This is a genomic window from Pedobacter heparinus DSM 2366, assembly GCF_000023825.1.
Classification (GTDB): Bacteria; Bacteroidota; Bacteroidia; order Sphingobacteriales; family Sphingobacteriaceae; genus Pedobacter; species Pedobacter heparinus.
In genome coordinates this window covers 173,691-196,385 of the sequence record NC_013061.1, presented here as the reverse complement: position 1 = coordinate 196,385, position 22,695 = coordinate 173,691, and the positions used below count along the sequence as shown (strand labels likewise).

The 22,695-nt window shown below is 41.5% G+C and carries 21 protein-coding genes; 7 read left to right on the top strand and 14 right to left on the bottom strand.

Annotation, left to right across the window (positions count from 1 at the left end):
• Positions 1 to 27: 27 nt before the first annotated feature.
• From PHEP_RS00830 to fumC, 7 genes are all read right to left on the bottom strand, one after another.
• A complete protein-coding gene (locus PHEP_RS00830; RefSeq protein ID WP_012780345.1) occupies positions 28 to 2,208 on the bottom strand; it encodes a carboxy terminal-processing peptidase in 2,181 nt (726 codons plus the stop codon).
• Positions 2,209 to 2,369: 161 nt separating this feature from the next.
• A complete protein-coding gene (locus PHEP_RS00825; RefSeq protein ID WP_143715676.1) occupies positions 2,370 to 3,044 on the bottom strand; it encodes a tetratricopeptide repeat protein in 675 nt (224 codons plus the stop codon).
• Positions 3,045 to 3,103: 59 nt separating this feature from the next.
• Positions 3,104 to 3,661, bottom strand: a complete 558-nt coding sequence (locus PHEP_RS00820) for a DUF1543 domain-containing protein (protein WP_238326525.1) — start codon at positions 3,659 to 3,661, stop codon at positions 3,104 to 3,106.
• A 22-nt stretch (positions 3,662 to 3,683) separates the two neighbouring features.
• Positions 3,684 to 4,121, bottom strand: coding sequence for a low molecular weight protein-tyrosine-phosphatase (locus tag PHEP_RS00815; protein ID WP_012780342.1), 438 nt, complete (start codon positions 4,119 to 4,121; stop codon positions 3,684 to 3,686).
• 2 nt (positions 4,122 to 4,123) lie between these two features.
• Positions 4,124 to 4,930 (bottom strand): S1/P1 nuclease, encoded by an 807-nt coding sequence (locus PHEP_RS00810; RefSeq protein WP_012780341.1) that lies wholly within the window; start codon positions 4,928 to 4,930, stop codon positions 4,124 to 4,126.
• Positions 4,931 to 4,952: 22 nt separating this feature from the next.
• A complete protein-coding gene (locus PHEP_RS00805; protein WP_036675370.1) occupies positions 4,953 to 5,447 on the bottom strand; it encodes a hypothetical protein in 495 nt (164 codons plus the stop codon).
• A 19-nt stretch (positions 5,448 to 5,466) separates the two neighbouring features.
• Positions 5,467 to 6,864, bottom strand: a complete 1,398-nt coding sequence (fumC, locus tag PHEP_RS00800) for a class II fumarate hydratase (RefSeq protein ID WP_012780339.1) — start codon at positions 6,862 to 6,864, stop codon at positions 5,467 to 5,469.
• 163 nt (positions 6,865 to 7,027) lie between these two features.
• Between fumC and PHEP_RS00795 the strand changes: the two genes are divergently transcribed.
• Entirely contained in the window at positions 7,028 to 8,260 is a 1,233-nt protein-coding gene (locus PHEP_RS00795; RefSeq protein ID WP_012780338.1) for a serine hydrolase domain-containing protein, read from the top strand.
• Here PHEP_RS00795 and recG read toward each other — a convergent pair whose 3' ends face one another.
• From recG to meaB, 6 genes are all read right to left on the bottom strand, one after another.
• Positions 8,261 to 10,366: an ATP-dependent DNA helicase RecG gene (gene recG, locus PHEP_RS00790; protein WP_012780337.1), complete on the bottom strand. Its 2,106-nt coding sequence runs from the start codon at positions 10,364 to 10,366 to the stop codon at positions 8,261 to 8,263.
• Between the two features lie 4 nt (positions 10,367 to 10,370).
• Positions 10,371 to 11,282: an EamA family transporter gene (locus PHEP_RS00785; protein ID WP_012780336.1), complete on the bottom strand. Its 912-nt coding sequence runs from the start codon at positions 11,280 to 11,282 to the stop codon at positions 10,371 to 10,373.
• A gap of 4 nt (positions 11,283 to 11,286) precedes the next feature.
• Positions 11,287 to 11,667: a RidA family protein gene (locus PHEP_RS00780; protein ID WP_012780335.1), complete on the bottom strand. Its 381-nt coding sequence runs from the start codon at positions 11,665 to 11,667 to the stop codon at positions 11,287 to 11,289.
• A 44-nt stretch (positions 11,668 to 11,711) separates the two neighbouring features.
• A complete protein-coding gene (locus PHEP_RS22125) occupies positions 11,712 to 11,852 on the bottom strand; it encodes a DUF6728 family protein (RefSeq protein ID WP_012780334.1) in 141 nt (46 codons plus the stop codon).
• 79 nt (positions 11,853 to 11,931) lie between these two features.
• Entirely contained in the window at positions 11,932 to 13,269 is a 1,338-nt protein-coding gene (locus PHEP_RS00775) for an OmpA family protein (protein ID WP_012780333.1), read from the bottom strand.
• A gap of 360 nt (positions 13,270 to 13,629) precedes the next feature.
• Positions 13,630 to 14,520 carry a methylmalonyl Co-A mutase-associated GTPase MeaB gene (meaB, locus tag PHEP_RS00770; protein WP_012780332.1) on the bottom strand — a complete coding sequence of 297 codons (891 nt, stop codon included), beginning with the start codon at positions 14,518 to 14,520 and terminating at the stop codon, positions 13,630 to 13,632.
• A 131-nt stretch (positions 14,521 to 14,651) separates the two neighbouring features.
• Here meaB and PHEP_RS00765 point away from each other — a divergent pair, with 131 nt between their 5' ends.
• Genes PHEP_RS00765 through PHEP_RS00750 form a run of 4 tightly spaced genes read left to right on the top strand, consistent with a single transcriptional unit; the run spans position 14,652 to position 19,589 of the window.
• Positions 14,652 to 16,493 carry an ABC transporter ATP-binding protein gene (locus PHEP_RS00765; protein ID WP_012780331.1) on the top strand — a complete coding sequence of 614 codons (1,842 nt, stop codon included), beginning with the start codon at positions 14,652 to 14,654 and terminating at the stop codon, positions 16,491 to 16,493.
• 1 nt (position 16,494) lies between these two features.
• Positions 16,495 to 17,658: a glycosyltransferase gene (locus PHEP_RS00760; protein WP_012780330.1), complete on the top strand. Its 1,164-nt coding sequence runs from the start codon at positions 16,495 to 16,497 to the stop codon at positions 17,656 to 17,658.
• Complete coding sequence (locus PHEP_RS00755; RefSeq protein WP_012780329.1) at positions 17,655 to 18,605, top strand: glycosyltransferase; 951 nt, start codon at positions 17,655 to 17,657, stop codon at positions 18,603 to 18,605. Before PHEP_RS00760 ends, PHEP_RS00755 begins: the two co-directional genes overlap by 4 nt.
• 21 nt (positions 18,606 to 18,626) lie before the next feature.
• Positions 18,627 to 19,589 carry a glycosyltransferase family 10 domain-containing protein gene (locus PHEP_RS00750; RefSeq protein WP_012780328.1) on the top strand — a complete coding sequence of 321 codons (963 nt, stop codon included), beginning with the start codon at positions 18,627 to 18,629 and terminating at the stop codon, positions 19,587 to 19,589.
• Here the strand turns inward: PHEP_RS00750 and PHEP_RS00745 are convergent.
• Entirely contained in the window at positions 19,586 to 20,728 is a 1,143-nt protein-coding gene (locus PHEP_RS00745; protein WP_012780327.1) for a glycosyltransferase, read from the bottom strand. The genes PHEP_RS00750 and PHEP_RS00745 overlap by 4 nt on opposite strands.
• Before the next feature lie 48 nt (positions 20,729 to 20,776).
• Between PHEP_RS00745 and PHEP_RS21395 the strand changes: the two genes are divergently transcribed.
• Positions 20,777 to 21,793 carry a glycosyltransferase family 2 protein gene (locus PHEP_RS21395; protein ID WP_012780326.1) on the top strand — a complete coding sequence of 339 codons (1,017 nt, stop codon included), beginning with the start codon at positions 20,777 to 20,779 and terminating at the stop codon, positions 21,791 to 21,793.
• Between the two features lie 48 nt (positions 21,794 to 21,841).
• Positions 21,842 to 22,693, top strand: a complete 852-nt coding sequence (locus tag PHEP_RS00735; RefSeq protein WP_012780325.1) for an alpha-1,2-fucosyltransferase — start codon at positions 21,842 to 21,844, stop codon at positions 22,691 to 22,693.
• Positions 22,694 to 22,695: the final 2 nt, after the last annotated feature.

The window sequence follows — 22,695 nt, the reverse complement described above, 5'->3', positions numbered from 1 at the left end:
TAATGGATTTCGTTTTAAATGGGCTTGCTAATTTAAAGCACCCTGATTCTTTACCAATCCTTTACTTGCCGGATCAGTAACCTGCATAAAATCGGTCATTATCCTTAAGCTTTCATCCAGTATAAAATCGAAATTATCCTCTTTCTTGATTTTCTCGCCCTTTTTCATTGGCGCCAATCCTCTTGAAGCCCTTAAGGAATTTAGCTTGGCCAAATTTTTTGCTTCCAGACTATCTCTTTCTGCCTTCAGTTTCACTTCATTTAAAGAAACCGAAACTTCCCCCTCGCGTTTTTTGGCATCCGCGATATCCTGTTCCATTATTTTATAGTCGAGCGACTTTGCCATCCGTGCTTTATGCCATGCAATAAGTTCCGGTTTAACTGGTGCCAAGTTCGCAACCGTTGTAAAGTTAGACCGTTTGACCTCATCCCATGGTAAGGCCGAAGGTTCTGTATCTTCACCAATTTTATCCATCGGATAGATAGATGGGAACTCAATATCCGGCATCACGCCTTTATGCTGGGTGCTGCTTCCCGTTACACGGTAAAATTTAGCCATGGTAAGATTGATCTGTCCCAGCTGAACACCTTCCTTATTTGTTCCTGTGAGCCCGGCATTCTTGCCTACAAGGGCTGCAAGTCTTTGCAACATGGAAGGGTTCACCAGCTTATTCATGTCTATCGACGACTGTACGGTACCTTTACCATAAGTTTGGGTCCCCATGATGATCCCTCTTCCGTAATCCTGAATGGCCCCGGCAAAAATTTCTGATGCTGAAGCGCTTAAACGGTCAACCATTACACCAAAAGGCCCGCTCCAGGCCACGCCAGGGTTAGTATCCTCATTAACTTCTATATTGTTCCTCAGATCTTTTACCTGTACCACCGGGCCTTTGTCAATAAACAGACCGGTAAGGTCTATAGCTTCTACCAAAGAGCCACCACCATTTGCCCGAAGGTCCATTACAATGGCATCTACCTTATCTTTATTCTTTAAAGTATCGATCAGCAGTTTTACATCCCGTGTGGTACTTTTATAATTAGGATCGCCTGCATTTGCAGCTTTAAAATCAGCATAGAAAGCAGGTACAGTAATGATACCTATTTTATATGGCCTGCCATTTGATTCGATGGTTTGGACTTTCTTTTTGGCCGACTGATCTTCCATTACGATCTTCTCTCTCACCAGCTCTATGATTACTGGCTTGGACGACATTTCCATACCTACCGGAATAATCTTTAAACGGACCTTGGTGCCTTTAGGTCCTTTAATTTTAGAAACCGAGTTTTCTATTCTCCAGCCAATGATATCTTCAAATTCACCAGAACCTTGCGCAACACCGATGATCCTATCGCCAGCACTTAGCAATTTGCTTTTAAACGCCGGGCCGCCAGGAATAACCTCGGCAATCTTAAGTATCTCATTTTCCAGTTGCAGCCTTGCCCCGATACCCTCAAAAGAACGGGCCATATCTTCATTAAACTGTTGTGCATTTGCCGGGTTAAAATAGTTGGTATGCGGATCAATGGTCTCCGTAAACGCATCCATAATGGTTTGAAAAACGTCCTGATTATTTAGTTTGGATGCCTGCGATTTAAGTGCCTCGTAACGTTTTGTTAAGGTTTCTACATTTTTGTCCTCAGGTGTTCCGGCAATTTTGAGGTTTACCAGTTCATATTTTACACGTTTCCTCCATAGATCATCGAGCGTTGCCTTAGAAGTGGTCCACGGCATTTTCTCACGGTCATATACATAGGTCTCAGTCGAATTAAAATTTTGCTTTGCCTTGATCTGGGTAAATGCATAATTTATAAATTCATTATAGCGTTTTAAATAAACATTAAAAATATAAAATGGCGCACTTAATTCCCCATTCCGAAAATCGTCGTCAAGTGTATACCTGAATTTTTCAAATTCCTTAATATCAGCTGCCAGGAAATAATATTTATAAGGATCCAGTGCCTTAATGTATTTGTCTAAAACAAGCGAAGAGATAGAATCGTTCACCTTGATCTTTTTGTAATTGTAGTTCTCAATCAACCCCACTATTTCTTTACAAACCAAAGCCTGCTTTTCATCAGGCAGGATATTGTTTACCCCCTGAACCATTGGCTGAGGTTTAGGTGCAGCATGACATGCAAGAACAGCGGCAGTAAACGTTACCAGTAATATCTTTTTCAACATCTCTTTTACTATTTTAAAATCCATTTTTATATTTCGCACTAATATGATACCAATTTCAGAAATAAACAGAAAAGAGACAGTATTATTACTGTCTCTTTTCTGTAAACATACCGAAAGTAGTCAATTACTTAAGCATCAATAATACAAAAAAACTATTTCTGTTACAATTTATTTGGCATAATCAACTATTTCTTTGCCATTGCTTTAGCCGGAATCTGGGCCCTTGCTTCTCGGATCTGGGTCTTGAACCTGGTCAGACTTGAAGACCTGGCCAAAAGTTCAGCCCTGTTCAGGTCTCTTGCTGCAAGTGTATATTCTTTTTTCTTTGTTTTAACCTGTGCCAAACCCAATATGGAATCTATATAAGCATTATTATTTCCGATTTGCTGTGCAAGAATACCCTGCTGGGTATAAAACCATAAAGATTGCGTAAGCTTATTGGCAGCAAAATATATTCTCCCCAGCTGGCCATACGATTCCATCTGCCCGGTTTTACTGCCAATCTTTGAATAGTTTTTAAGCGCTACATTTAAGGTAACCTGCTCTGCTTCCGAATAATGTGCCAGTAAAAAATGAACATTGGCCAGTCTCAGCAGGGCAGAGCCATATTGTGTAAACTTTTTAGAACTGTTGTACTCAAATGCGGCTTTACCGAACAAGGTAATGGCATCATTTAAATCTCCCCGCCGCTCATTCTTCTCTGCCTCTGCAAAATAATCATCGCCATCATTTTCTTCCAGATTGGAAACAACGATGTTCACTGCACCGCTAGGAGGCTGTTGCGACAAAAAAGTATTGCTCTGAGACATTGCCTGAACCGAAAAAAACAGGCAGATCAACATTAAACAAGTTTTGTTCATTCGATAAAGATATAACAATTTTAAGTAAACGGCTGTAAACTAAATCAAAAGCATTCCGTTTAAACCTTACTTAAGGGCATATAACCGAGCTGCATCCCGTCTTCTACTGCGGCAGAAAAAGGCATAATCTGCACACTGAATTTATGTTTAACACTTACCGGAAGCACATCCGCAATTTCAAAAACATCATCAACATCGACGCCGTATTTATCATCAATATGGGAAACTGCCCCTTCAAAACCAGTATGCTTATAAAAAGCAGTATCTTTCGCTGTCCTGGTAGCGCCGGCAAGGTCATCCGCCACGATCAGCATCTTATAATGCAGCTCATCAAATTCCCCTTTTTTGTATCCACCCAGGTTGATGAAAAAAAGTTTAGCCGCATGCTGGTCATTTTGCTTGTTTGCAGGCACTATTTTTAGCTGGTGGCCAGCAACTGCAGTTACTTCCCTCCAGGCATCAATATGTAGCTTAGCCTTGGCTTCCGGCCAAAAACCGATCATATCCTGTTTTAATTCTGCAAGAGAATGACCTATTCCAAAAAACACATCGTGTTGTTCCGTATGCCTTCCCTCTGGTTTACAGCCCAGCAAAACCATAAAAAGCTTAGGTTCCATTATATTCACCATTCCGTATTCCTTACTTTATCTCTTTTATGAGTTGTTTACACCGTTCTTCTATACCTAAAAACACCGGCTCAAACAAGTTATCGTCATAATACGGATCTGTAACCTCAAGGTCATCTGTTAAAAACAATCTCACCTTCTTACGCTGCCGGTCGTTTGAAGCAAGTTGCAGCACATCTCTTAAATTTTGACGATCCATAACCAGGATATGGTCAAATTCATCAAACATCTTCGCATTGAAATGCCTGGCCCTTTGCGCTGAAATATCATATCCAAACTTTTTAGCCACTGCAATACTTCTCCTGTCGGCCGGCTGGTTGACATGCCAGTCGCCGGTCCCTGCCGAAGAGATTTCCCAGCCCAGTTGCTGTTCATCCGCCAAATGTCTCATGATGCCCTCTGCCAGCGGCGAACGGCAGATGTTACCCAGGCAAACCATCAATAACTTCATTTCTATTTATAAATATCGTTTAGCATATTGGCCAGACAGATTCCACCCTTTAAAAGCTGTTCGTTCAGCAACCCTACAAATTCAAAATTATACTTATAACTCAGCCTTTCCTCCGGCTTGATATCGGCATAGATCCGGTTACATGCCTGATAGGATCCATAAACGAAATCTTTCAAGGAATTGTTTCTCCAGCTGTTCAGCTGATCGTTGGAAGGATAATTAATTGCATTTGCGTATTCTGTGTAGCTCAGTTGCTGGTACTCAATCAGTCCTTCATCCCAAACCCTGTGCAGGTTAGATTTTTCACCAAACCAGGTCACAAAAACTTTATTGCCCCCGAGGTCTTCCTTTCTTGCCGTATGCATCGGCTGGTTTAAGTCGCCCACCAAATGGATCAGTAACCGCATGGCCAGCCTTTTCTCCTCTGCAGTGCTTTGTCTGTTCTTTAACACAGCGGCCATTTCCGGGATCTTATTGTATACATTGGGTGATGTTTCTTTATCCAGCTGGTCAAAAACGCCCTGCTTATCCAAACCTGCCGGCAGGTTTACAAAATGCCAGTTGTATAGATAATCATAAGCAGGGTCCGATTTTATAAAATCGCCCCAGTTACTGGCCATTGCCAAACTCTCATTTCCCAGCACATCTTTTATACCTTTTTTTGCCTTATTGCTCAAATAGCCTTCTGCAATCTGACCTACAATGCGATGTCCCAGCATGCCCCAGGCAGCAGCATTTAACGGCAGATATACAACAAGGGCAAGGATCAGCAGGGCCTTACCCACCTTAGTAACTGTATAATTTTTCATTGGTATATAATTATTAATTTTATTACAATTCCTTGGGCACACAAACGATCCGTTCCTTTAAAACCAGGTCACACTCGCGTTGGTCATTGATGCTTTCCAGTTGTAATTCTTCGGCTGTGGCTGATTTGATATAAAAAGTTCTGATATACCGGCCAATCTGGTAACAGCCGGATATTTTCTGTTTATAATTCGCTTTGGTATAGGTCCCTTCCAAAAATAAACTATCCCCCCTTACAGCGTACACCCCCTTAGCGTACTCTTTCCATATTCCGCCGTTAAAACAGGAATCTGCATAGTAATTTACTTTAGAGTGTGTAGTCAGGTCAACATAAAAGGAATCACAGGTAAACTTAAATTTATGCTGTGTATAATTTAACAGCTTGGTTGAATTTGGAACACTATCCTGGTTCCATATCCCCTGTAAAAAAGCTTCCCCTTTTCCCTGCACATCTGGCAGCCTTCTGCAGGCAGCAGAAACACATACAATAAGCAACAGATAAAATACCAGTCTCAGCATATCCATCCAGCTAAAACTATTATTTTAAACTGCCTACCATATCTTCCGGACGAACCCAGGCATCAAATTGTTCACCTGTCAACAGCCCCAGCTCTACGGCGGCATCCCTTAAAGTTTTATTTTCTTTATGTGCTTTCTTTGCAATTTTTGCAGCATTTTCATATCCTACATGAGGGTTTAGGGCCGTAACCAGCATCAAAGAGTTTTGCAGGTGTTTTTTAATTTCAGGCAGATTTGGCTGAATCCCCGCGGCACAATGGTCATTAAACGAAACGCAGGCGTCACCAATCAGGCGCCCCGATTGTAAAACATTAGCTGCAATTACCGGTTTAAAAACATTCAGTTCAAAATGACCGGTAGCCCCACCAATACTTACCGCAACATCATTTCCAATAACCTGTGCACAAACCATAGTGAGGGCTTCCGGCTGTGTAGGATTAACTTTCCCTGGCATAATAGACGATCCGGGCTCATTATCAGGAATAATGATTTCCCCTATTCCAGAACGCGGGCCAGAGCTCAGCATCCTGACATCATTCGCCACTTTCATCAAAGAAACTGCAACACGTTTGTAAGCACCCGAAAGCTCCACCATCGCATCATGTGCAGCTAAAGCCTCAAATTTGTTGGGCGCAGTCACAAATGGCAAACCTGTCAGTTCAGCTATTTTTTTAGCCACCAAAACATCGTAGCCTTTAGGTGTATTTAAACCTGTACCAACTGCAGTACCGCCTAAAGCCAGTTCAGTAATCATAACCAAGGCATTTTTAACCGCCCTGATACCATTGCTTACCTGCTGGGCATAACCAGAAAACTCCTGTCCCAGTGTTAACGGCGTTGCATCCATAAAATGGGTACGGCCGGTTTTAACTATATGGGCAAATTCTTCAGACTTTGCAACAAGTGTTTGGTGCAACTTCTCCAGTCCCGGAAGGGTAACTTCCACAGCTTGCTTATACGCTGCAATGTGCATCGCTGTTGGATAAGTATCATTGGAAGATTGAGATTTATTCACATCATCATTGGGGTGCAGCACTTTCTTCTCGTCAGCCAGTGATCCACCATTTAGCACATGCGCCCGGTAAGCAATCACCTCATTGGCATTCATGTTACTTTGTGTACCTGAACCCGTTTGCCAGATCACCAATGGGAACTGATCATCCAAACTTCCTGCAATGACTTCATCACAGGCCCTGGCAATTAAATCTGCCTTATCTGATGTCAAAACCGCCAGTTCAGTATTGGCCAATGCAGCCGCTTTTTTCAAATATCCAAAGGCATGGATGATCTCTTTAGGCATGGAGGCCTCCGGACCAATCTTAAAGTTATTTCTTGAACGTTCAGTTTGAGCACCCCAATATTTATCAGCAGGCACCTGCACTTCACCCATCGTATCGTGTTCGGTTCTAAAATTCATCTGTTCTACTTTTTTTGTTGTCACAAATTTAAGGTTTTTGTCTCTCAATGGATTCTATTTATGTAATTAATAAATACAAATGACATAATGTTTAAAACTCTTTTGCGTTAAAAGGGTTAAAAATCCTTATTTTTCGACTTTTTAACCTGTATTGCAATTCTTCATGAAGTCTCGTCTGTTAACTCTAGCCCTTTCCCTAACCATTTTATTCTTCTCATCTTGTTCATCGCCCGAAGAAAAAGCGAAAAAAGCAGATGCTGATAAAAAAGTAAGAGTTGCAGAAGATGATAAGGCCGATAGTCTTTTACTGGTATATAATCCGGCCAAAGGCGATAAATGGATTGCCGACTTTGTACAGAACCTGCATAAAAAATATGGTTTCAACGGAAATATGCTGGTTGCAAAGGATGGAAAGATCCTCTACGAAAAAGCAATCGGCTGGGCAGATTACCTGCACCGCGACAGCCTGAAAATAAACTCCGAATTTGAACTGGCATCCATTACCAAAACCTTCACCGGCGTGGCCGTTATGCAATTGGTTGAAGCCGGAAAATTGAAGCTAACAGACGACGTAAAAAAATTCTATCCCAACTTTCCTTATGATGGCATCACCATAGAACTGCTGTTGTCGCACCGCAGCGGAATGATGAATTATGTTTATTTTATTGATGACATCTGGCGCAAGGAAAAACGCAACATGAAAAAAGGGGTATCCAACCAGGAAGTCATGGAAATTATTGCCGATAAAAAGCCAAACCCCTATACCAAACCCAACAACCGTTTCCACTACAACAACTCCAACTTTATGGTGCTGGGCGCTATTATAGAAAAGGTAACCGGCCAACGCTTTTCCCAATACATGATGGAGCATGTGTTTAAACCTGCAGGGCTTAAACACACGCATGTTTATTCAACAACAGAATATGAGAAAATTCCGGTGGATGTTGTGGGCCACGACCGTACCTGGCGCTATTCTGTAGCCCAAAACTTTTTAGACGGGCCGGTGGGCGATAAGGGCATTTACAGTACTTTACACGATCTGGTCTTATATGATAAGTATTTAAAAAACGGCCGCTTACTTACTCAGAAAAGCATTGATTCTGCCTATAAAGGGCGCAACAAGGCTGTAAACGGACATTTCAATTATGGCTATGGCTGGAGGATGTTTGATGGCGAAAACGGCAGAAAGGTAGTATACCATACCGGCTGGTGGCATGGTTTCAGGCACATTTATGTGCGGGATGTGCAAAAGAACATTGTGGTTATCTTTTTAGGCAATTTAACCAATGGCAGCCTGATGCATCTTGATGAACTGTACAAATATCTTAAAATGCCAATTATTCGCAAGGGAGCTTATTCAGGATCCGGGTCTTTACCTGGCAGTGATGAAGATTGATCAGGAGATCTTATCGAAGGCAATGCCGGTTCTTCTTTTTGACAAATAGGTTTTCAGCAAGCTGTTTTCGGGCAACTCCAGATGCGGGTCTGCGGCAAGTACTTCAATAACCGTATTTCGGGCCTCCTGTAAAATGAGCTGATCTTTGGCCAGATCGGCCAGCTTTAGTTCCAGTACCCCACTCTGTTGTGTACCGGTAATGTCGCCCGGTCCGCGCAATTGCAGGTCAATCTCTGATATTTCAAAACCATTATTGGTTTTAACCATTGTTTCCAGACGCAGCTTCCCGTCGGCACTTAATTTATTTCCCGACATCAGGATACAGAACGACTGTGCTGCACCTCTGCCCACACGCCCTCTCAGCTGGTGCAATTGCGAAAGCCCAAAACGTTCGGCATTCTCAATGATCATCACCGATGCATTCGGAACATTTACCCCAACTTCTATTACGGTAGTAGCCACCATAATCTGGCTTTTCCCGTTTATAAACTGCTGCATTTCATACTGCTTATCAGCATTGCTCATTTTACCATGCACAATACTGATCTGATAGTCAGGACGCGGGAACTGGTAGCCCATCTGCTCTATCCCAGCTTCCAAATGCAACAGATCCAGTTTTTCACTTTCCTTGATCAATGGATAAACCACATATACCTGCCTGCCTTTTGCGATCTCCTGCTTCATAAAACCAAACATCCTCAGCCGTTGTCCTTCATACAGGTGCCGGGTTTCAATCGGTTTTCTTCCGGCGGGCAGCTCATCAATTACCGATACATCCAGATCGCCATACATCGTCATGGCCAATGTTCGCGGAATGGGGGTAGCCGTCATGACCAGAATATGTGGCGGTATCGCATTTTTACGCCAGAGCCTGGCCCTTTGCTCCACTCCAAAACGGTGTTGCTCATCAATCACCACCATTCCCAGACTTTTAAACACCACCTTATCCTCAATCAGGGCATGTGTGCCCACCAGTATATTAATTTCACCAGCCTCAAGCGCCGCATGTAGTTGTGTTCTCTGTTTCTTAGTTGAACTTCCTGTAAGGATGGCCACCTTAACCAGACGGTCTTTTAACAGGGAAATGATAGATTCATAATGCTGCCGGGCCAAAATCTCCGTAGGGGCCATCATACAGGCCTGATAACCATTGTCGCTGGCCAGCAGCATGCTCATCAGGGCTACTACAGTTTTCCCGCTTCCTACATCCCCCTGCACCAGTCTGTTCATCTGTATCCCACGCTGTGTATCCAGTCTGATTTCTTTGATTACACGTTTCTGTGCATTGGTTAGTTTAAAAGGAAGTATTTCCCTGTAAAATGTATTCACCCCTTCACCAACTTTATCAAACAGGTGCCCTTTAAATTTCAGTTCCCTAAGTTGCTTATTATGCAGCAACTGCAACTGGATAAAGAACAATTCTTCAAATTTCAATCGGCTCTCTGCCTTTTTTAAGCTCGCCACATCTTTGGGAAAATGAATGTTTAAGATTGCTTCCTTCCTCAAAATCATCTGATATTTTTGAAGGATATAAGGAGGTATGGTTTCTTTAACTTCATGAAGATGTTGCTCCAGTAACAAGGCCTGAAGTTTCTGGATGCCCTTGCTATCCAAAAAAGATTTCTTTAATTTCTCTGTCGAATTATAAACCGGTTGCAGCCTTAAATTCCCTGTAACTGTGGCCGGTCGCGGATAGTTTTCAAGATCAGGATGTGAAATGCTAAAGCTTCCATTAAAAACAGTAGGCTTACCAAATACAATGTAAACCTTGCCTTTTACGATGTGCTCATCAACCCATTTTAAACTTTGGAACCATACCAGTTCAATTGAGCCCGTCTCATCCGTCAGTTTTGCTACAATACGTTTTTTGTGTTTTTCCCCAATCTGTTCCTTAGCGGTAATTCTTCCCAAAATCTGCACGTAAGGGAGCTCAGGATCCAGTTCATTGACCTTATAAAACCTTGTCCTGTCAATATACCTGAAAGGGAAATAATTGAGCAGCTGTCCATAGGTAAAGATACCTAGCTCCTTCTGTAAAAGCTCTGCACGCCTGGGCCCTACGCCCTTTAAAAATTCTATAGTCGTATCTAAGGTAGATGCAAACAAGGCTCTATGTTTTTTTTATCTTAAATGTAAGAATATCTTTTATGATGACCCAATTAAATACCAATACTGATGCCAGGAGCAATGTATAACCAAACAGCCGATGTGCATTAACCTGCTCCCCAAAATAAAAAATAGCTATTGCAAAGGCGATAATTGGATTGATATAAATGATAATACCCAGTGTTGACGAGGGGATTCCAATTAAAGCATAAAGGCTCATGAACAACGGAATAATGGTGAAGAAAACAGCTATTACCGTAATATTTTCCCAAAACCACAACGATTGCGGAAATCCGGCATGCCGGGCAAGATACAAAGGCAGCATCAGCAAAACAGCCAGGCCTATCTGAACTGCAAGCACATTTAGTTTATCCAGGTACTGCATTTTACGTTGTATAATCAGATAAAATGCATATAGCGAGGCAATGATTACAGACCACGATACCTCTACCAAAGAACCTGTTGCCAGCAGCAGGATACTTAGTAAGGCAATTCCCAGCGAGATGAGTTTTAAGCCTGAAAGTTTTTCTTTTAAAATGATAAATCCGCCGAAGGCCGTAATGAGCGGACAAACCATATAAGCAAAGGCAGCCGATTGCAGGCTGACATTATTTACTGCATAAATATAAGTATACCAATTCCCCGTCAGTAATAAAGTGGAAACAACAAGCTGCAATAAAACATTTCGTTTTCCTTTTAATTTAAGAGATTTGAAATAGACCAGATCAGTCCTTAGCTGTTTTTTTCTGAAGATAAAAATGGCCAGCCAAATGAAAATGACTGAGGTAAAAATACGGTAATACAGAATTTCTTCCGAAGGAAAAGCTTTCAGGTTTCGTAAAGGGATAGAGAAAAAGCCCCAGATTGCAAAAGACAGAATACCCGCAAAAAAATACCTAAAGTTCGATGGTTGCAAGGGCTTAGCCTTTAAATGCTGTCATTGAAATTTCTACGTTCACACCTTTGGGAAGGCCTTTTACGGCTACGGTTTCCCGTGCAGGGAAATCAGTTTCGAAATAAGAACCATATACATCATTCACTTCAGCAAACAGCCCCATGTCTGACAAAAAGATAGTTGTCTTAACCACATCTTCAAAGCCATAACCAGCTTCCAGCAATACCGCTTTGATATTCCTCATCACCTGGTTCGTTTCTTCAACAATAGAAGACTGGGTTAATTCTCCTGTGGCAGGATTGATGGCGACCTGGCCGGACAGGAACAAAAAACCATTGGCAATTACCGCCTGATTGTAGGGGCCTATCGGTGCCGGGGCATTTGTGGTATTGATAATCTTCTTCATTTTTATGCAGTTATAAATCAGTGTATGCTATGCTTTTTTAGAAATCAGCCTAAAAGAAACCAATCAATCAGCTTCCATAAAATACCTGCAATAAACACAATAATGGCTGTTGCATTAATGATGTGCATAATTTTGATATTAGTGTTTACCGGCCTGTTCGGGTCTTTTTTTCTGAATAGGTACATACTTATACAAAGGTATAAATAAAAAAAAGAGGGCTTCAAAATTGAAGCCCTCTTTTTTTCGTATTTTATTTAGAAATAATTAGTTTCTAGATGATTCAACACGACGGTTTTGGATACGACCTTCTTCAGTATCGTTAGAAGCAATTGGATTAGCTTCACCATAACCTTTAGTTACAACCTGACTAGCATTAACGCCAGAGTTCACTAAGTAAGTTTTAACAGAATTTGCTCTGTCTTTAGATAATTTCAGGTTGTATGCAGCAGTACCTTCGCTTGAAGCATAACCTTTTACAGTTACTTTACCACCGTTTTCACGCAATACTGAAGATAATTTATCTAAAGTAGGGTAAGAATCAGTTTTTAAAACTGAAGAGTTAAATTCAAACTGGATAGTTTCAAAACCAGTTAAAGTGCTTTGGTCTTTTACAGTAGGCTCTGGTGCTTTAGGTAGAGGACATCCTGAACCATCAACAGCAGTACCAGCCGGAGTACCTGGGCATTTATCAAACTGATCAGCTACACCGTCACCATCGCTGTCTTTTTTCAAATCTTCAACAGATTTTTCAATGTTAGACACACGGTTTTTCAAAGCTTCAACTTCCTGACGTAATGAAGGATCTTTCAATTCATCATACATTAAAGCCAATGGGTTAACCCAATCCAGGTTCGGTTTAGATTTAGATCCTAAAGAGAATTCTAAACCAGCATATCCGTAAGAGAATTTATCTTTAGAAGTTGCTTTAGCGTAAACTCCGTCAAAGTTATCTCCGTCGATAAAGTGCATGGTATAACCTAAGTTAAATGATACACGCTCAGAAACTTTGAATTTAATACCAGCACCAACTGGGATATAAGCTTCTTTGATGTATTTTTTGTCTCCGTTATCACCTTTGTTTTCTGGTAAGTTTTTGATGTCAGCACCGTTTAATGCAGTTCTGTAAGCAGCAACACCATAACCAGCAGTTACGAAGAAGTTAACTGAGTTTTCGCGACGTAAAAAGTCAACAGTTGCCACATTAACAACACCTCTTAAGTCAGTAGCATAAGCCAATTCAGTTTCGAATTCTCTGATACCATTTACTGCACCACCTGGAGCATCTTTGTTAGTACCGGAAACTTTTCCACGGAAAACGTTACCTTCTAAGCCAAATGCATGACCCAATTGTTTTCTCAATGAGATACCGTAACCTAAGTTAACGTCGAAGTTAGTAAAGTCGTTTGATCCGCCGATAGCAACAAATGGAGATAAAACACCACCGTTAACACCTAAAGACCACGTCCTGTACTGACCTCTTCCACCAAATACCTTGGCTGAAGAAGAAGAAGTCGAAGCGTCCTGAGCATTAGCAAGAGTTGTTACTCCTATTAATGCTACAAAAGAAGCTGCTAGACCCTTTTTTAAAGTAGAATAATTCATAATTTTCTTTTTTAAGGTTAAACAAATTTTAATTGTATAATTTTTTTGTGTAGCAAAATTAAACAAATTTTTAAATTCTCAAAACACTTACACAAACTCCGTTCCAAACTTCTAAATTATAAATAAATAAGCTCATTTAACGATAACAGGCCATCTAAACAGTATTTAAACCCCAAAAAATATTTTTTCATACCGCATTAAAAAAGCATTTCAGGCGTAAATCGTGTATAAAGTACAATTATTGGTTTCTTAAAAAGTAATTAAATGCCAAAATATTTTATTTAATGTCCTAATGCAGCAGACACTGAAGTCCTGTTTTTAAGACAGGTCATTAATTTAAATGCTACACTCTGCCTGTTCTTATACCCAGTTATCAGTAAAACGATAGATATTAAATCCAGGATCTTTCAAAGCCTCCCTGATTTTTCCATGCAACTGTTTACGGTCCACATCTGCCATGCGGTAATGCTGTATAATTTTAAAAGCCTTTTCTGTCAGCAAATAAGATTTACGCTCATTATCCCTTAACGCGGGCTGCAACAACCATTCACATAACTCGGCAATCCCCTGCGCTTTGTCGGCCACCGTTTTAAAAACAGGAATCTGATTTTGCTGATGGTGGACCAGTTTTTTCAGGTTGTTCGCATAAGTATCGGCCCCCTCCCGGTCTGCCTTATTCACCACAAAGCCCTGTGCAATCTCCATCAATCCCGATTTGATCTGCTGGATCTCATCCCCCGATTCGGGAACAAGTACTACAATCGTTTTATCTGCAAGTCCGGCAATCTCTACCTCCGATTGTCCGACGCCCACCGTTTCCACGAGGATAAGATCAAATCCCCCGGCTTTCAGCACATCCACAATTTCAATGGTTTTTGCTGAAATCCCCCCCAATGCACCACGGGTAGCCAGCGATCGGATATAAACCCCAGGATGGTTAAACAGCTGGGCCATCCTGATCCTGTCGCCCAGTAAAGACCCAAAATTAAAGGGCGATGTCGGGTCGATGGCCAGGATCGCTACCTTTTTGCCCTGCTTAACAAGCGCTGCAGTTACTGCATTAACAAGGGTACTTTTTCCGGCACCCGGAGGACCGGTTATCCCAATTACCGGAACCTTTGTGTCTGTGTTTATGGTCCTCAATAATTCAGCGGCCGGAGCAATGTCATTTTCTACAAGCGTAATCGCCCTCGCCAAAGCATTAAAGCTCCCACGCCCAATTTCTGTAATAAGTGACTTAAGGGTATTCATTCCGGATTGAGTATGCACAAATAAACAAAATTTATTTTGTAGCGCTCCAATAGTGTAGAGAAAGTGCGCATTATGCCCGTATTTTAAACATGGTTGTAAATCCTTACCTTTGAAAAATTTCAAATTCTTAAATGAAAGACTATTTCAGATTATTAGCATATGCAAGGCCAATTGAAAAATTTGCTATCCCCTATGTCATCACCACCCTCTTGTATATCCTGTTTAATACATTAAACCTGGCTTTACTGGTTCCCCTATTAGATACCTTATTTAATAGTCAGGCCGTTGTAGCTAGTGCCAAAGCAATTCATCCGGTTGGCGTTCAAGATAAGGACTGGTGGGACATCATGGCCCGTTTCAGGGAAGAGACAAATTATTATGTCACCAACTACGGACCTCAGGGGGCCTTAAAGTTTGTGTGCATTGTCATTGTGATTTCGGTATTGCTCTCTAATGTCTTTAAATACTTTTCCAACAGGATCATGGAAGACCTTCGTGTCCATACTTTGTTAAGCTTAAGAAAATCTGTATTTAACAATGTGATGAACCTTCATATTGGTTATTTTAACAGCCAGCGTAAAGGTGATATCATCTCTAAAGTCTCCTCAGATGTACAGGTAGTGCAGTTTACGGTGACCAACACTTTACAGGTTGTATTTAAAGAACCCGTAACACTAATTGTATACATCATATTTCTTTTTGCCATTTCTGTAAAACTCACCTTGTTTTCATTACTTGTTATCCCCATATCAGGCCTCATTATAGCCAAAATCGTAAAACGTTTGCGGCAGCAGGCTACCAAAGCACACGAAACTTTTGCCACCATGCTGGGCTATCTGGATGAGGCCCTGTCGGGCATTAAGATCGTGAAAGCTTTTAATGCAACTGAATATGTAAAAGAGCGGTTTCATCAGGAGAATGTAAATTACTCCAACATTACCAGAAAAATGGTACGCAGACAGCAACTCGCCTCGCCGGTATCCGAATTTCTGGGTGTAATGATGGTGGCAGGGATTGTCTATTTTGGGGGGTCCATGGTATTAACAGGACAGTCTTCCCTAACCTCCTCCGAATTTATAGCCTATATCGCCATATTCTCGCAGGTTACACGTCCGGCAAAAGCACTATCTGATGCTTTTAGTGCCATACATACCGGACTCGCGGCGGGCAAACGTGTATTAGACCTCATCGATACCAGGCCCGAAATGGTAGATAAACCAGATGCCATTGTTTTAAAGTCTTTTGAAAAAGCCATTAAATTTGCCGATGTATCCTTTGCTTATGGCGAACGCAGGGTATTGAACCACGTGAACATAGAAATCCCTAAAGGTAAAACGGTTGCCCTTGTTGGCCCTTCCGGAGGCGGAAAATCTACCTTAATGGATCTGTTGCCGCGCTTTATTGAGCCCCAGCAAGGTGATATCTATATAGATGATGTCAGCATCAGCAACGTAAATACCAATTCTTTAAGAGGACTAATGGGCTTTGTTAACCAGGAATCGATCCTGTTTAATGATACCATTTTCAATAATATTGCTTTCGCGAAACCAGACGCTACTTTAGAAGAAGTTACCCGTGCAGCCAAAATTGCCAACGCGCACGATTTTATCCTCGATACGGAAAATGGTTATGAAACCTTTATAGGCGACCGCGGCATCCGCTTATCAGGCGGGCAAAAACAAAGGATCTGTATTGCCAGGGCCGTATTGGGCAATCCACCTATCATGCTTTTAGATGAAGCTACATCGGCATTGGATACGGAATCGGAAAAACTGGTACAGGATGCCCTCTACAAACTCATGGAAAACCGCACCTCTTTGATCATTGCACATCGCTTATCAACAATACAAAATGCAGATCTGATCATTGTTTTAGATAAAGGCACTGTGGTAGAACAGGGTGCTCATAACGAACTGATGAAAAATGACGGCCTGTACAGAAGGCTGATAGATATGCAGACCTTTGAAGAATAAGATGAAAAAGATTTTGTTTTTCATGCCCGATAATCCTTTAAAAAAAAATGCCGGCAACAAAATCCGGGCATTAAGCTTCCTGGATTATTTTAAATCCAGGGGTTTTCAGGTCCACTTTGTAAGCGAGTACTACTGGGGGGAATGGAACGAAACGGACATCCGGGAATTTGAAAACAGCGGGCTCGCCAGTCAAACCTGGGTGCTGCCCAGAAAGGCTCCTAAAAAGAATCTGCTTTACTACTTCTTCTGTTACAAACTGCCTAATTTTTTCTATCAGAAAAAGTGGGGCTTGTTCCCGCTAAACTTTCCGGAGTTGGTTAGCATTCGCCTAAAACGGGCTTTCAATAAAATACTCCGGCAAAACCAATACGATTACATCTTCATCAACTATGCAAGCTGGTCATCCCTGATAGAAAATAACCCAAACCTCGGAAAAGCAACAACCCTATTAGACACCCACGATTTTTTAACTGCCCAGCATCAGGAAAAATATCCTATAGGTGCTTCCTTTCAGGAAGAGATCAGGAGGCTGTCCCTGTTTGATAAAGTACTGGCCATCTCTGTTGAAGAACAATATCTTTTCAGTCAGTTCTGTAAAACTGAAATCGCCCTGGCCCCAATGATGATCAAAAAGTCAGAGGCCAGTCCAGTTCCGGTAGCAGAACGGAAGTTCGATCTTATCTATGTGGCCAGTAAAAACCCGCATAACATAGAGGCCGCAAACTGGTTCATGACGCAAGTGTACCCTCTGCTTCCAAAAACTATAAACATCTGTATCATCGGACAGGTTACTGCTTTTATTAAAGGGAATTACAATAACATTACCCTTATCCCTTTTGCAACCGAGCTGGACACCTGCTATCATCAGGCAAAAATCGCGATATGTCCGATGCTTTCAGGTACGGGAACAAAAATTAAAGTGATTGAGGCCCTATCCCATCACCTGCCTGTAGTATGCAACACCAGGGGGGTAGACGGCCTGATCAATAAAACCAATAACGGCTGCCTGGTGAGCGATAATCCAAAAGAATTCAGCAGGCACATCATTACCCTGCTGGAACAACCTGAAATCTATCGGCAGCAGTCTGTTTATGCAAAACAGGCATTTGAATCAGATTACGAACAGGAAGCCCGTTATCAGAAACTAGACCAGCTATTTTTATGACCTTATTTTTCACCATTGCGACAACCAATTACCTGCCCTTTGCCGTTTCGCTGATCGATTCTGTAAAACAGCAGCATCCAGAATTCGAGGTCTGCATTTGCCTTACAGATTACTTAACACCTGATGCCATAGCTAAAAATAAACTGATGCGTAAATATCCCATTCTTCAGCTGCATGAACTGCAGGCAGAAGAATTTGGCTTCATTACCCAAAACTATAACCCTATGCAACTGGCAAACAGTTCCAAAATATTGTTTGCGCGCCATTTTCTCGATAAAAAGGAAATCGATCAGGTGATATTTGGTGATTCCGACATGCTCTTCTTTGGCCGCCTGCCAGAAAACGTGATCAATGAACATGAAATTATCCTTACACCACACTTTTCATCTCCTCCCCCTGTTGAAATGAAAAGGCAGGAACTCGAAGTTTTAAATGCAGGGTTATACAATGGTGGTTTTTTCAAGTTGAAAAAATCGGCACAGGTTGATGCATTCATAAACTGGCACAGGGAAAGATCCGTGCTCGACTGCATTTATGATTTTAAAAGGGGCTACTATGGCGAGCAGCTGTGGCTAAACTTTGTTCCCCTGTATTTTAAAAATGCGCATGTCGAGCAAAATACAGGCTTAAATGTGGCCTACTGGAATTTACATGAAAGGACCATCTCACAAAAAGAAGGCATATTTATGGTAAACGGTACCACCCCGCTATCTTTCTTTCACTTTAGCGGCTGGGATTATAACCACCCGCTAAACATTTCTAAATGGACCTTATTTACCCCGGAAATGCGCCCGGATGTGAAACCTTTGCTGGAGGAATACCACAAAGTATTAAAGGCAAATGAATATGAACACTACATCAAAATGCCTAATTACTATACAGCCAACAACCAGTCACAAAAAAAATCATTTTTTAAAAAACTGAAAAAAAAGCTGTTTAAAAAATAACATCCCTGATCCTAAACGTTCATGAAATTAAAATCGCTGTTCAAATTCCTCGGACTCCAAAAACCAATACCCTATACTTATCTTCCTGATGAAAACCATATCGAGATCTTAAACTGCTGGACAAACGACGCAGAAAAGATCTGGCATTACAGACGTCTTAAACGTCAGTTCTCGCATCTGCTAACGGCAGAGAACTCCCTGCTCATCAGTTCAGTTTTCGGCCCAAAGGAACTGATCAAAAAAAGTAAGAGCCGTATCAAACTATTCTATACCGGAGAGAATGTCATGCGCTACCGGGAATACAAAGACCATTGCAAACACATTGCCGATATCGCCATAGGATTTGATTACATAGATCATGAACATTACCAACGCTTTCCCTACTGGATGGAACATATGTTCCATTCAGAAACCGATAGCCAGCTGATCCGGACCATGATATCAAATTTCGTGAACAGGGATATCTGCAAAGATGAAGACAAAAAGTTCACTTCCTTAGTCTGCAGCCACGACGATGGAAAAATCAGGACCATTCTGTTCAATAGCCTCAGTAAAATTGACCAGGTAGACAGCGGGGGCAAATACATGAACAACACTCCCGCGCTTAAAACAGTATTTAACGATGATAAAGGACGATTTATTGGCCATTATAAATTTAACATCTGTCCCGAAAACTCAAACGAAACTGGCTACGTAACCGAAAAAGTTTTTGAGGCCATAAAAAACAATACCATTCCCATTTATTGGGGCAGCAACAACAATCCCGAACCAGATGTACTCAATAAAGGTGCGATCCTGTTCTACAATGGCCCAGACAGCCTGGCCGGCCTAAATAAACAGGTAGAAGAACTGCACCGCAATCCAAAATTATACCAGGAGTTCCTCAGCCAGCCTAAGTTTCAACCACATGCTGCAGAATACATCATCCATCAGTTTGACAGCTTAGAGTCAAAAATTCAACGGCTGCTTAGCAAAAACCTTTAGTCCTGGTTTTCAGCAGTAAGCTGCGCGATGACCTTAGCCAATAACTGCTCATAAAGCGGGAGCTGCTGCTTTGCACTATAGGCCATTGCTGCATTCCTTAAGCTTACTTTACTATAGCCAGCCCCCTCATGAACTTTTTCCATGCCCAGGATCAATTCATCCAGGTTACGGTTTTTGGCCACAGTTCCCATGTCCTTTTGTATAAACGCACTGGCAATACCGATATCAAAAGCAACGATGGGCAGGCCGAGATAAGCTGCCTCGATCATCACCAATGAAAATGTCTCTTCCCTCGACAACAGCAGCAAACCAGTTGCAGCAGACATATAGTTGTAATAATCTGCAGCTAAAGCCCCGGCAAACAACAGCCTGCCCGGATATTTTTCCTCCGCAACGGTTCTTACATATAACTCCAGCGCATTACTTACCTGTGCCCCAAGCCAGATGATCTTTACCGGCTCCGCTTTAAAATGCTCCAGGATAGGTAAAACCTGGTCCAGACCTTTCATGTATTTCGTGCCCCCGGAAACCACCCAGACCTGGTCTCCAGGTAAAATCCCCAGCTTTTCCTTAATGGCAGCAATTTTCAACGGATCCGTATGAATGGTTTCCGTATCCACAAAACTATATTGCAGGGACACATTCTGCTGCTTCAGGTCAACCAGTTTTGCACATACCATATCAGAACAGCCGATCCATGCATCGGAATAATCCATTGCCCTTTGCAGGGTCTTCGCCTTAATTTCACTAAAAGCATATAAATATTCATGGATATGGGTAATCATTTTTACTCCTTCAGGTTTAGGGATCTCCAGTACCTCAGGAACCGCAATGGTATTTACATACCATACATCTGCCTTAAAGCGTTGCTGGATCCTCTTTAACTGGTAAGTTAAAGGGTGTACGCCGAACAGCTTAATCAAGCGCCTGAACGCACGGTCAGACCAATCCGGGCTGGATTTATACAGGATATTTTTTTCTATATAGTCTGGCAGGAGGTCATATAGTGCCCCCTTTCTCAGGCAAAAAACCGAAACTTCATATTTCTCCCGGTCCAGGTTGATCAGCAAATACCACAACACCATTTCCGATCCGGTCCTCCCAAGATCCTGGGTAATAAACAATATCCTTTTCTTCATATCATACCAAATTCCCTAATGTGCAACGCTAACACTATCTTTGCCCATATGGCCCCAAAAATAACCGTTTTTATGGCTGCTTACAATGCGGCAAATTATATAAATGAATCAATAAAAAGTATTTTAAGCCAAACTTTTACAGATTTTGAGTTATTAATTGTCAATGACGGATCAACAGATGAGACCGTTCAGCTTGTTCTTGAATTTAATGATTCCCGCATTAGGTTGGTCCACAATGATAAAAACCGTGGCCTGGTCTATACCAGGAATGTTGCCTTAAAGGAAGCAAGGGGCGAATACCTGGCCATATTGGACAGCGATGACATCGCCCTCCCCAACCGGCTCGAGCTTCAATATCGTTTTCTGCAGGAAAATCCAGGCTATGCTTTATGCGGCGGGCATGGTAAAGTAATTGATAAAGATGGAAAGTTACTGGATGACAACCGCCTAATTGTGCCAACCGGAAACGAGCACATCAAAATGACGCTCCTCTTTATCAATACCTATGTAAATTCCACAGTGATGTATAAAACCACTGTACTAAAGGAACTACATGGCTATAAAGATTTTGCACCGGCAGAAGATTACGAGCTGTTTATTCGCATTGCAGAAAAATATCCTGTTGATAACCTGGACGAAGTGCTGGTTAAATACAGGGACCACGAGAGTAATACTTCCGTACTTCATGCCGATACAAGCTGGACCAAACTCTATGAGATCAAAAAAATACAACTGACCAACTTACAGATCCAACCCGAAAAAAGGCTTACAGATGCCTTATACAGCATCCTGATGTGGAGCTATAATTCAGACCTTTCTGATTATCTTTACCTGTTTACCAAATTAAAGTACGCAAACCGGGCATTAAACAAATATCCCATCATCCCTTTCGAAAAAATGTTGTTTAATTACTGGTTCAAAATTATTTACACCAAAAAAGCTAAAATGAATGCCCTTCCATTATTATTAAACAAACATCTTTTTAGCTGGTCTTTTGTAACTTCGCGTCAACTTAGAAAAGCATTTAAGCTTTCCATTAAAGGAATTGGTCGTTTATCCAAATAAAATGTTCGGCAAACTTAAAAACAGAAAAAAAATCGAGAGGCTTGTTCAATGAAAATTATCAGATTTCTGGGTGGACTGGGCAACCAGATGTTTCAATACGCATTCTATAAATCCTTGCAACACAGATTCCCCCATGTTAAGGCAGATTTACAAGGTTACCAGGAATATACACTTCACAATGGCTTTGAACTGGAACATATCTTCAATATAAAAGTAAACAGCGTCTCCTCTTTTACAAGTGATCTTTTTTACAACAAAAAATGGTTGTACAGAAAGCTTAGAAGAATCCTCAACCTGCGAAATACCTATATAGAAGAAAAAAAACTATTTTCTTTCGATCCATCTCTGTTAAACAATCCCAAAAGCGCTTACTATTGGGGATACTGGCAAAATTTTCAATATTTTGAGCACATAGCAGATGACCTGAGAAAAGATTTTCAGTTCAGGGCTCCCCTGTCCGCACAAAACCAGGAGGTTTTAGATCAGACTAAACTCAGTAACAGCATATCCCTCCACATCAGAAGGGGCGACTACATAAAAGACCCTTTACTTGGTGGCCTGTGCGGCCCCGAGTATTACCAGACAGCGATCAACTACATTACATCCAAAGTCAACGCCGCCAGATTCTTTATTTTCTCCGATGATATCGACTGGTGTATCGCTAACCTTAAGCTCCAGGATTGTAGCTTTATATCCTGGAATAAAGGAACATCAAGTTATATCGACATGCAGCTAATGAGTAGCTGCAAACATCATATTGTTGCAAACAGCAGTTTTAGCTGGTGGGCAGCATGGCTAAATCCCAATCCGGATAAAATTGTCATTGCTCCTGAAAAATGGACAAATGACAAGGATATAAATGTCCGCATGTCATTTCCTCAAGGTTGGATCAGCTTATAATA

Coding starts and splice junctions, on each gene's coding strand:
- PHEP_RS00830 (WP_012780345.1), bottom strand. CDS start 2,208: ATGGATTTTAAAATAGTAAAAGAGATGTTGAAAAAGATATTACTGGTA.
- PHEP_RS00825 (WP_143715676.1), bottom strand. CDS start 3,044: ATGAACAAAACTTGTTTAATGTTGATCTGCCTGTTTTTTTCGGTTCAG.
- PHEP_RS00820 (WP_238326525.1), bottom strand. CDS start 3,661: ATGGAACCTAAGCTTTTTATGGTTTTGCTGGGCTGTAAACCAGAGGGA.
- PHEP_RS00815 (WP_012780342.1), bottom strand. CDS start 4,121: ATGAAGTTATTGATGGTTTGCCTGGGTAACATCTGCCGTTCGCCGCTG.
- PHEP_RS00810 (WP_012780341.1), bottom strand. CDS start 4,930: ATGAAAAATTATACAGTTACTAAGGTGGGTAAGGCCCTGCTGATCCTT.
- PHEP_RS00805 (WP_036675370.1), bottom strand. CDS start 5,447: ATGCTGAGACTGGTATTTTATCTGTTGCTTATTGTATGTGTTTCTGCT.
- fumC (WP_012780339.1), bottom strand. CDS start 6,864: ATGAATTTTAGAACCGAACACGATACGATGGGTGAAGTGCAGGTGCCT.
- PHEP_RS00795 (WP_012780338.1), top strand. CDS start 7,028: ATGAAGTCTCGTCTGTTAACTCTAGCCCTTTCCCTAACCATTTTATTC.
- PHEP_RS00780 (WP_012780335.1), bottom strand. CDS start 11,667: ATGAAGAAGATTATCAATACCACAAATGCCCCGGCACCGATAGGCCCC.
- PHEP_RS22125 (WP_012780334.1), bottom strand. CDS start 11,852: ATGTACCTATTCAGAAAAAAAGACCCGAACAGGCCGGTAAACACTAAT.
- PHEP_RS00775 (WP_012780333.1), bottom strand. CDS start 13,269: ATGAATTATTCTACTTTAAAAAAGGGTCTAGCAGCTTCTTTTGTAGCA.
- meaB (WP_012780332.1), bottom strand. CDS start 14,520: ATGAATACCCTTAAGTCACTTATTACAGAAATTGGGCGTGGGAGCTTT.
- PHEP_RS00765 (WP_012780331.1), top strand. CDS start 14,652: ATGAAAGACTATTTCAGATTATTAGCATATGCAAGGCCAATTGAAAAA.
- PHEP_RS00760 (WP_012780330.1), top strand. CDS start 16,495: ATGAAAAAGATTTTGTTTTTCATGCCCGATAATCCTTTAAAAAAAAAT.
- PHEP_RS00755 (WP_012780329.1), top strand. CDS start 17,655: ATGACCTTATTTTTCACCATTGCGACAACCAATTACCTGCCCTTTGCC.
- PHEP_RS00750 (WP_012780328.1), top strand. CDS start 18,627: ATGAAATTAAAATCGCTGTTCAAATTCCTCGGACTCCAAAAACCAATA.
- PHEP_RS00745 (WP_012780327.1), bottom strand. CDS start 20,728: ATGAAGAAAAGGATATTGTTTATTACCCAGGATCTTGGGAGGACCGGA.
- PHEP_RS21395 (WP_012780326.1), top strand. CDS start 20,777: ATGGCCCCAAAAATAACCGTTTTTATGGCTGCTTACAATGCGGCAAAT.
- PHEP_RS00735 (WP_012780325.1), top strand. CDS start 21,842: ATGAAAATTATCAGATTTCTGGGTGGACTGGGCAACCAGATGTTTCAA.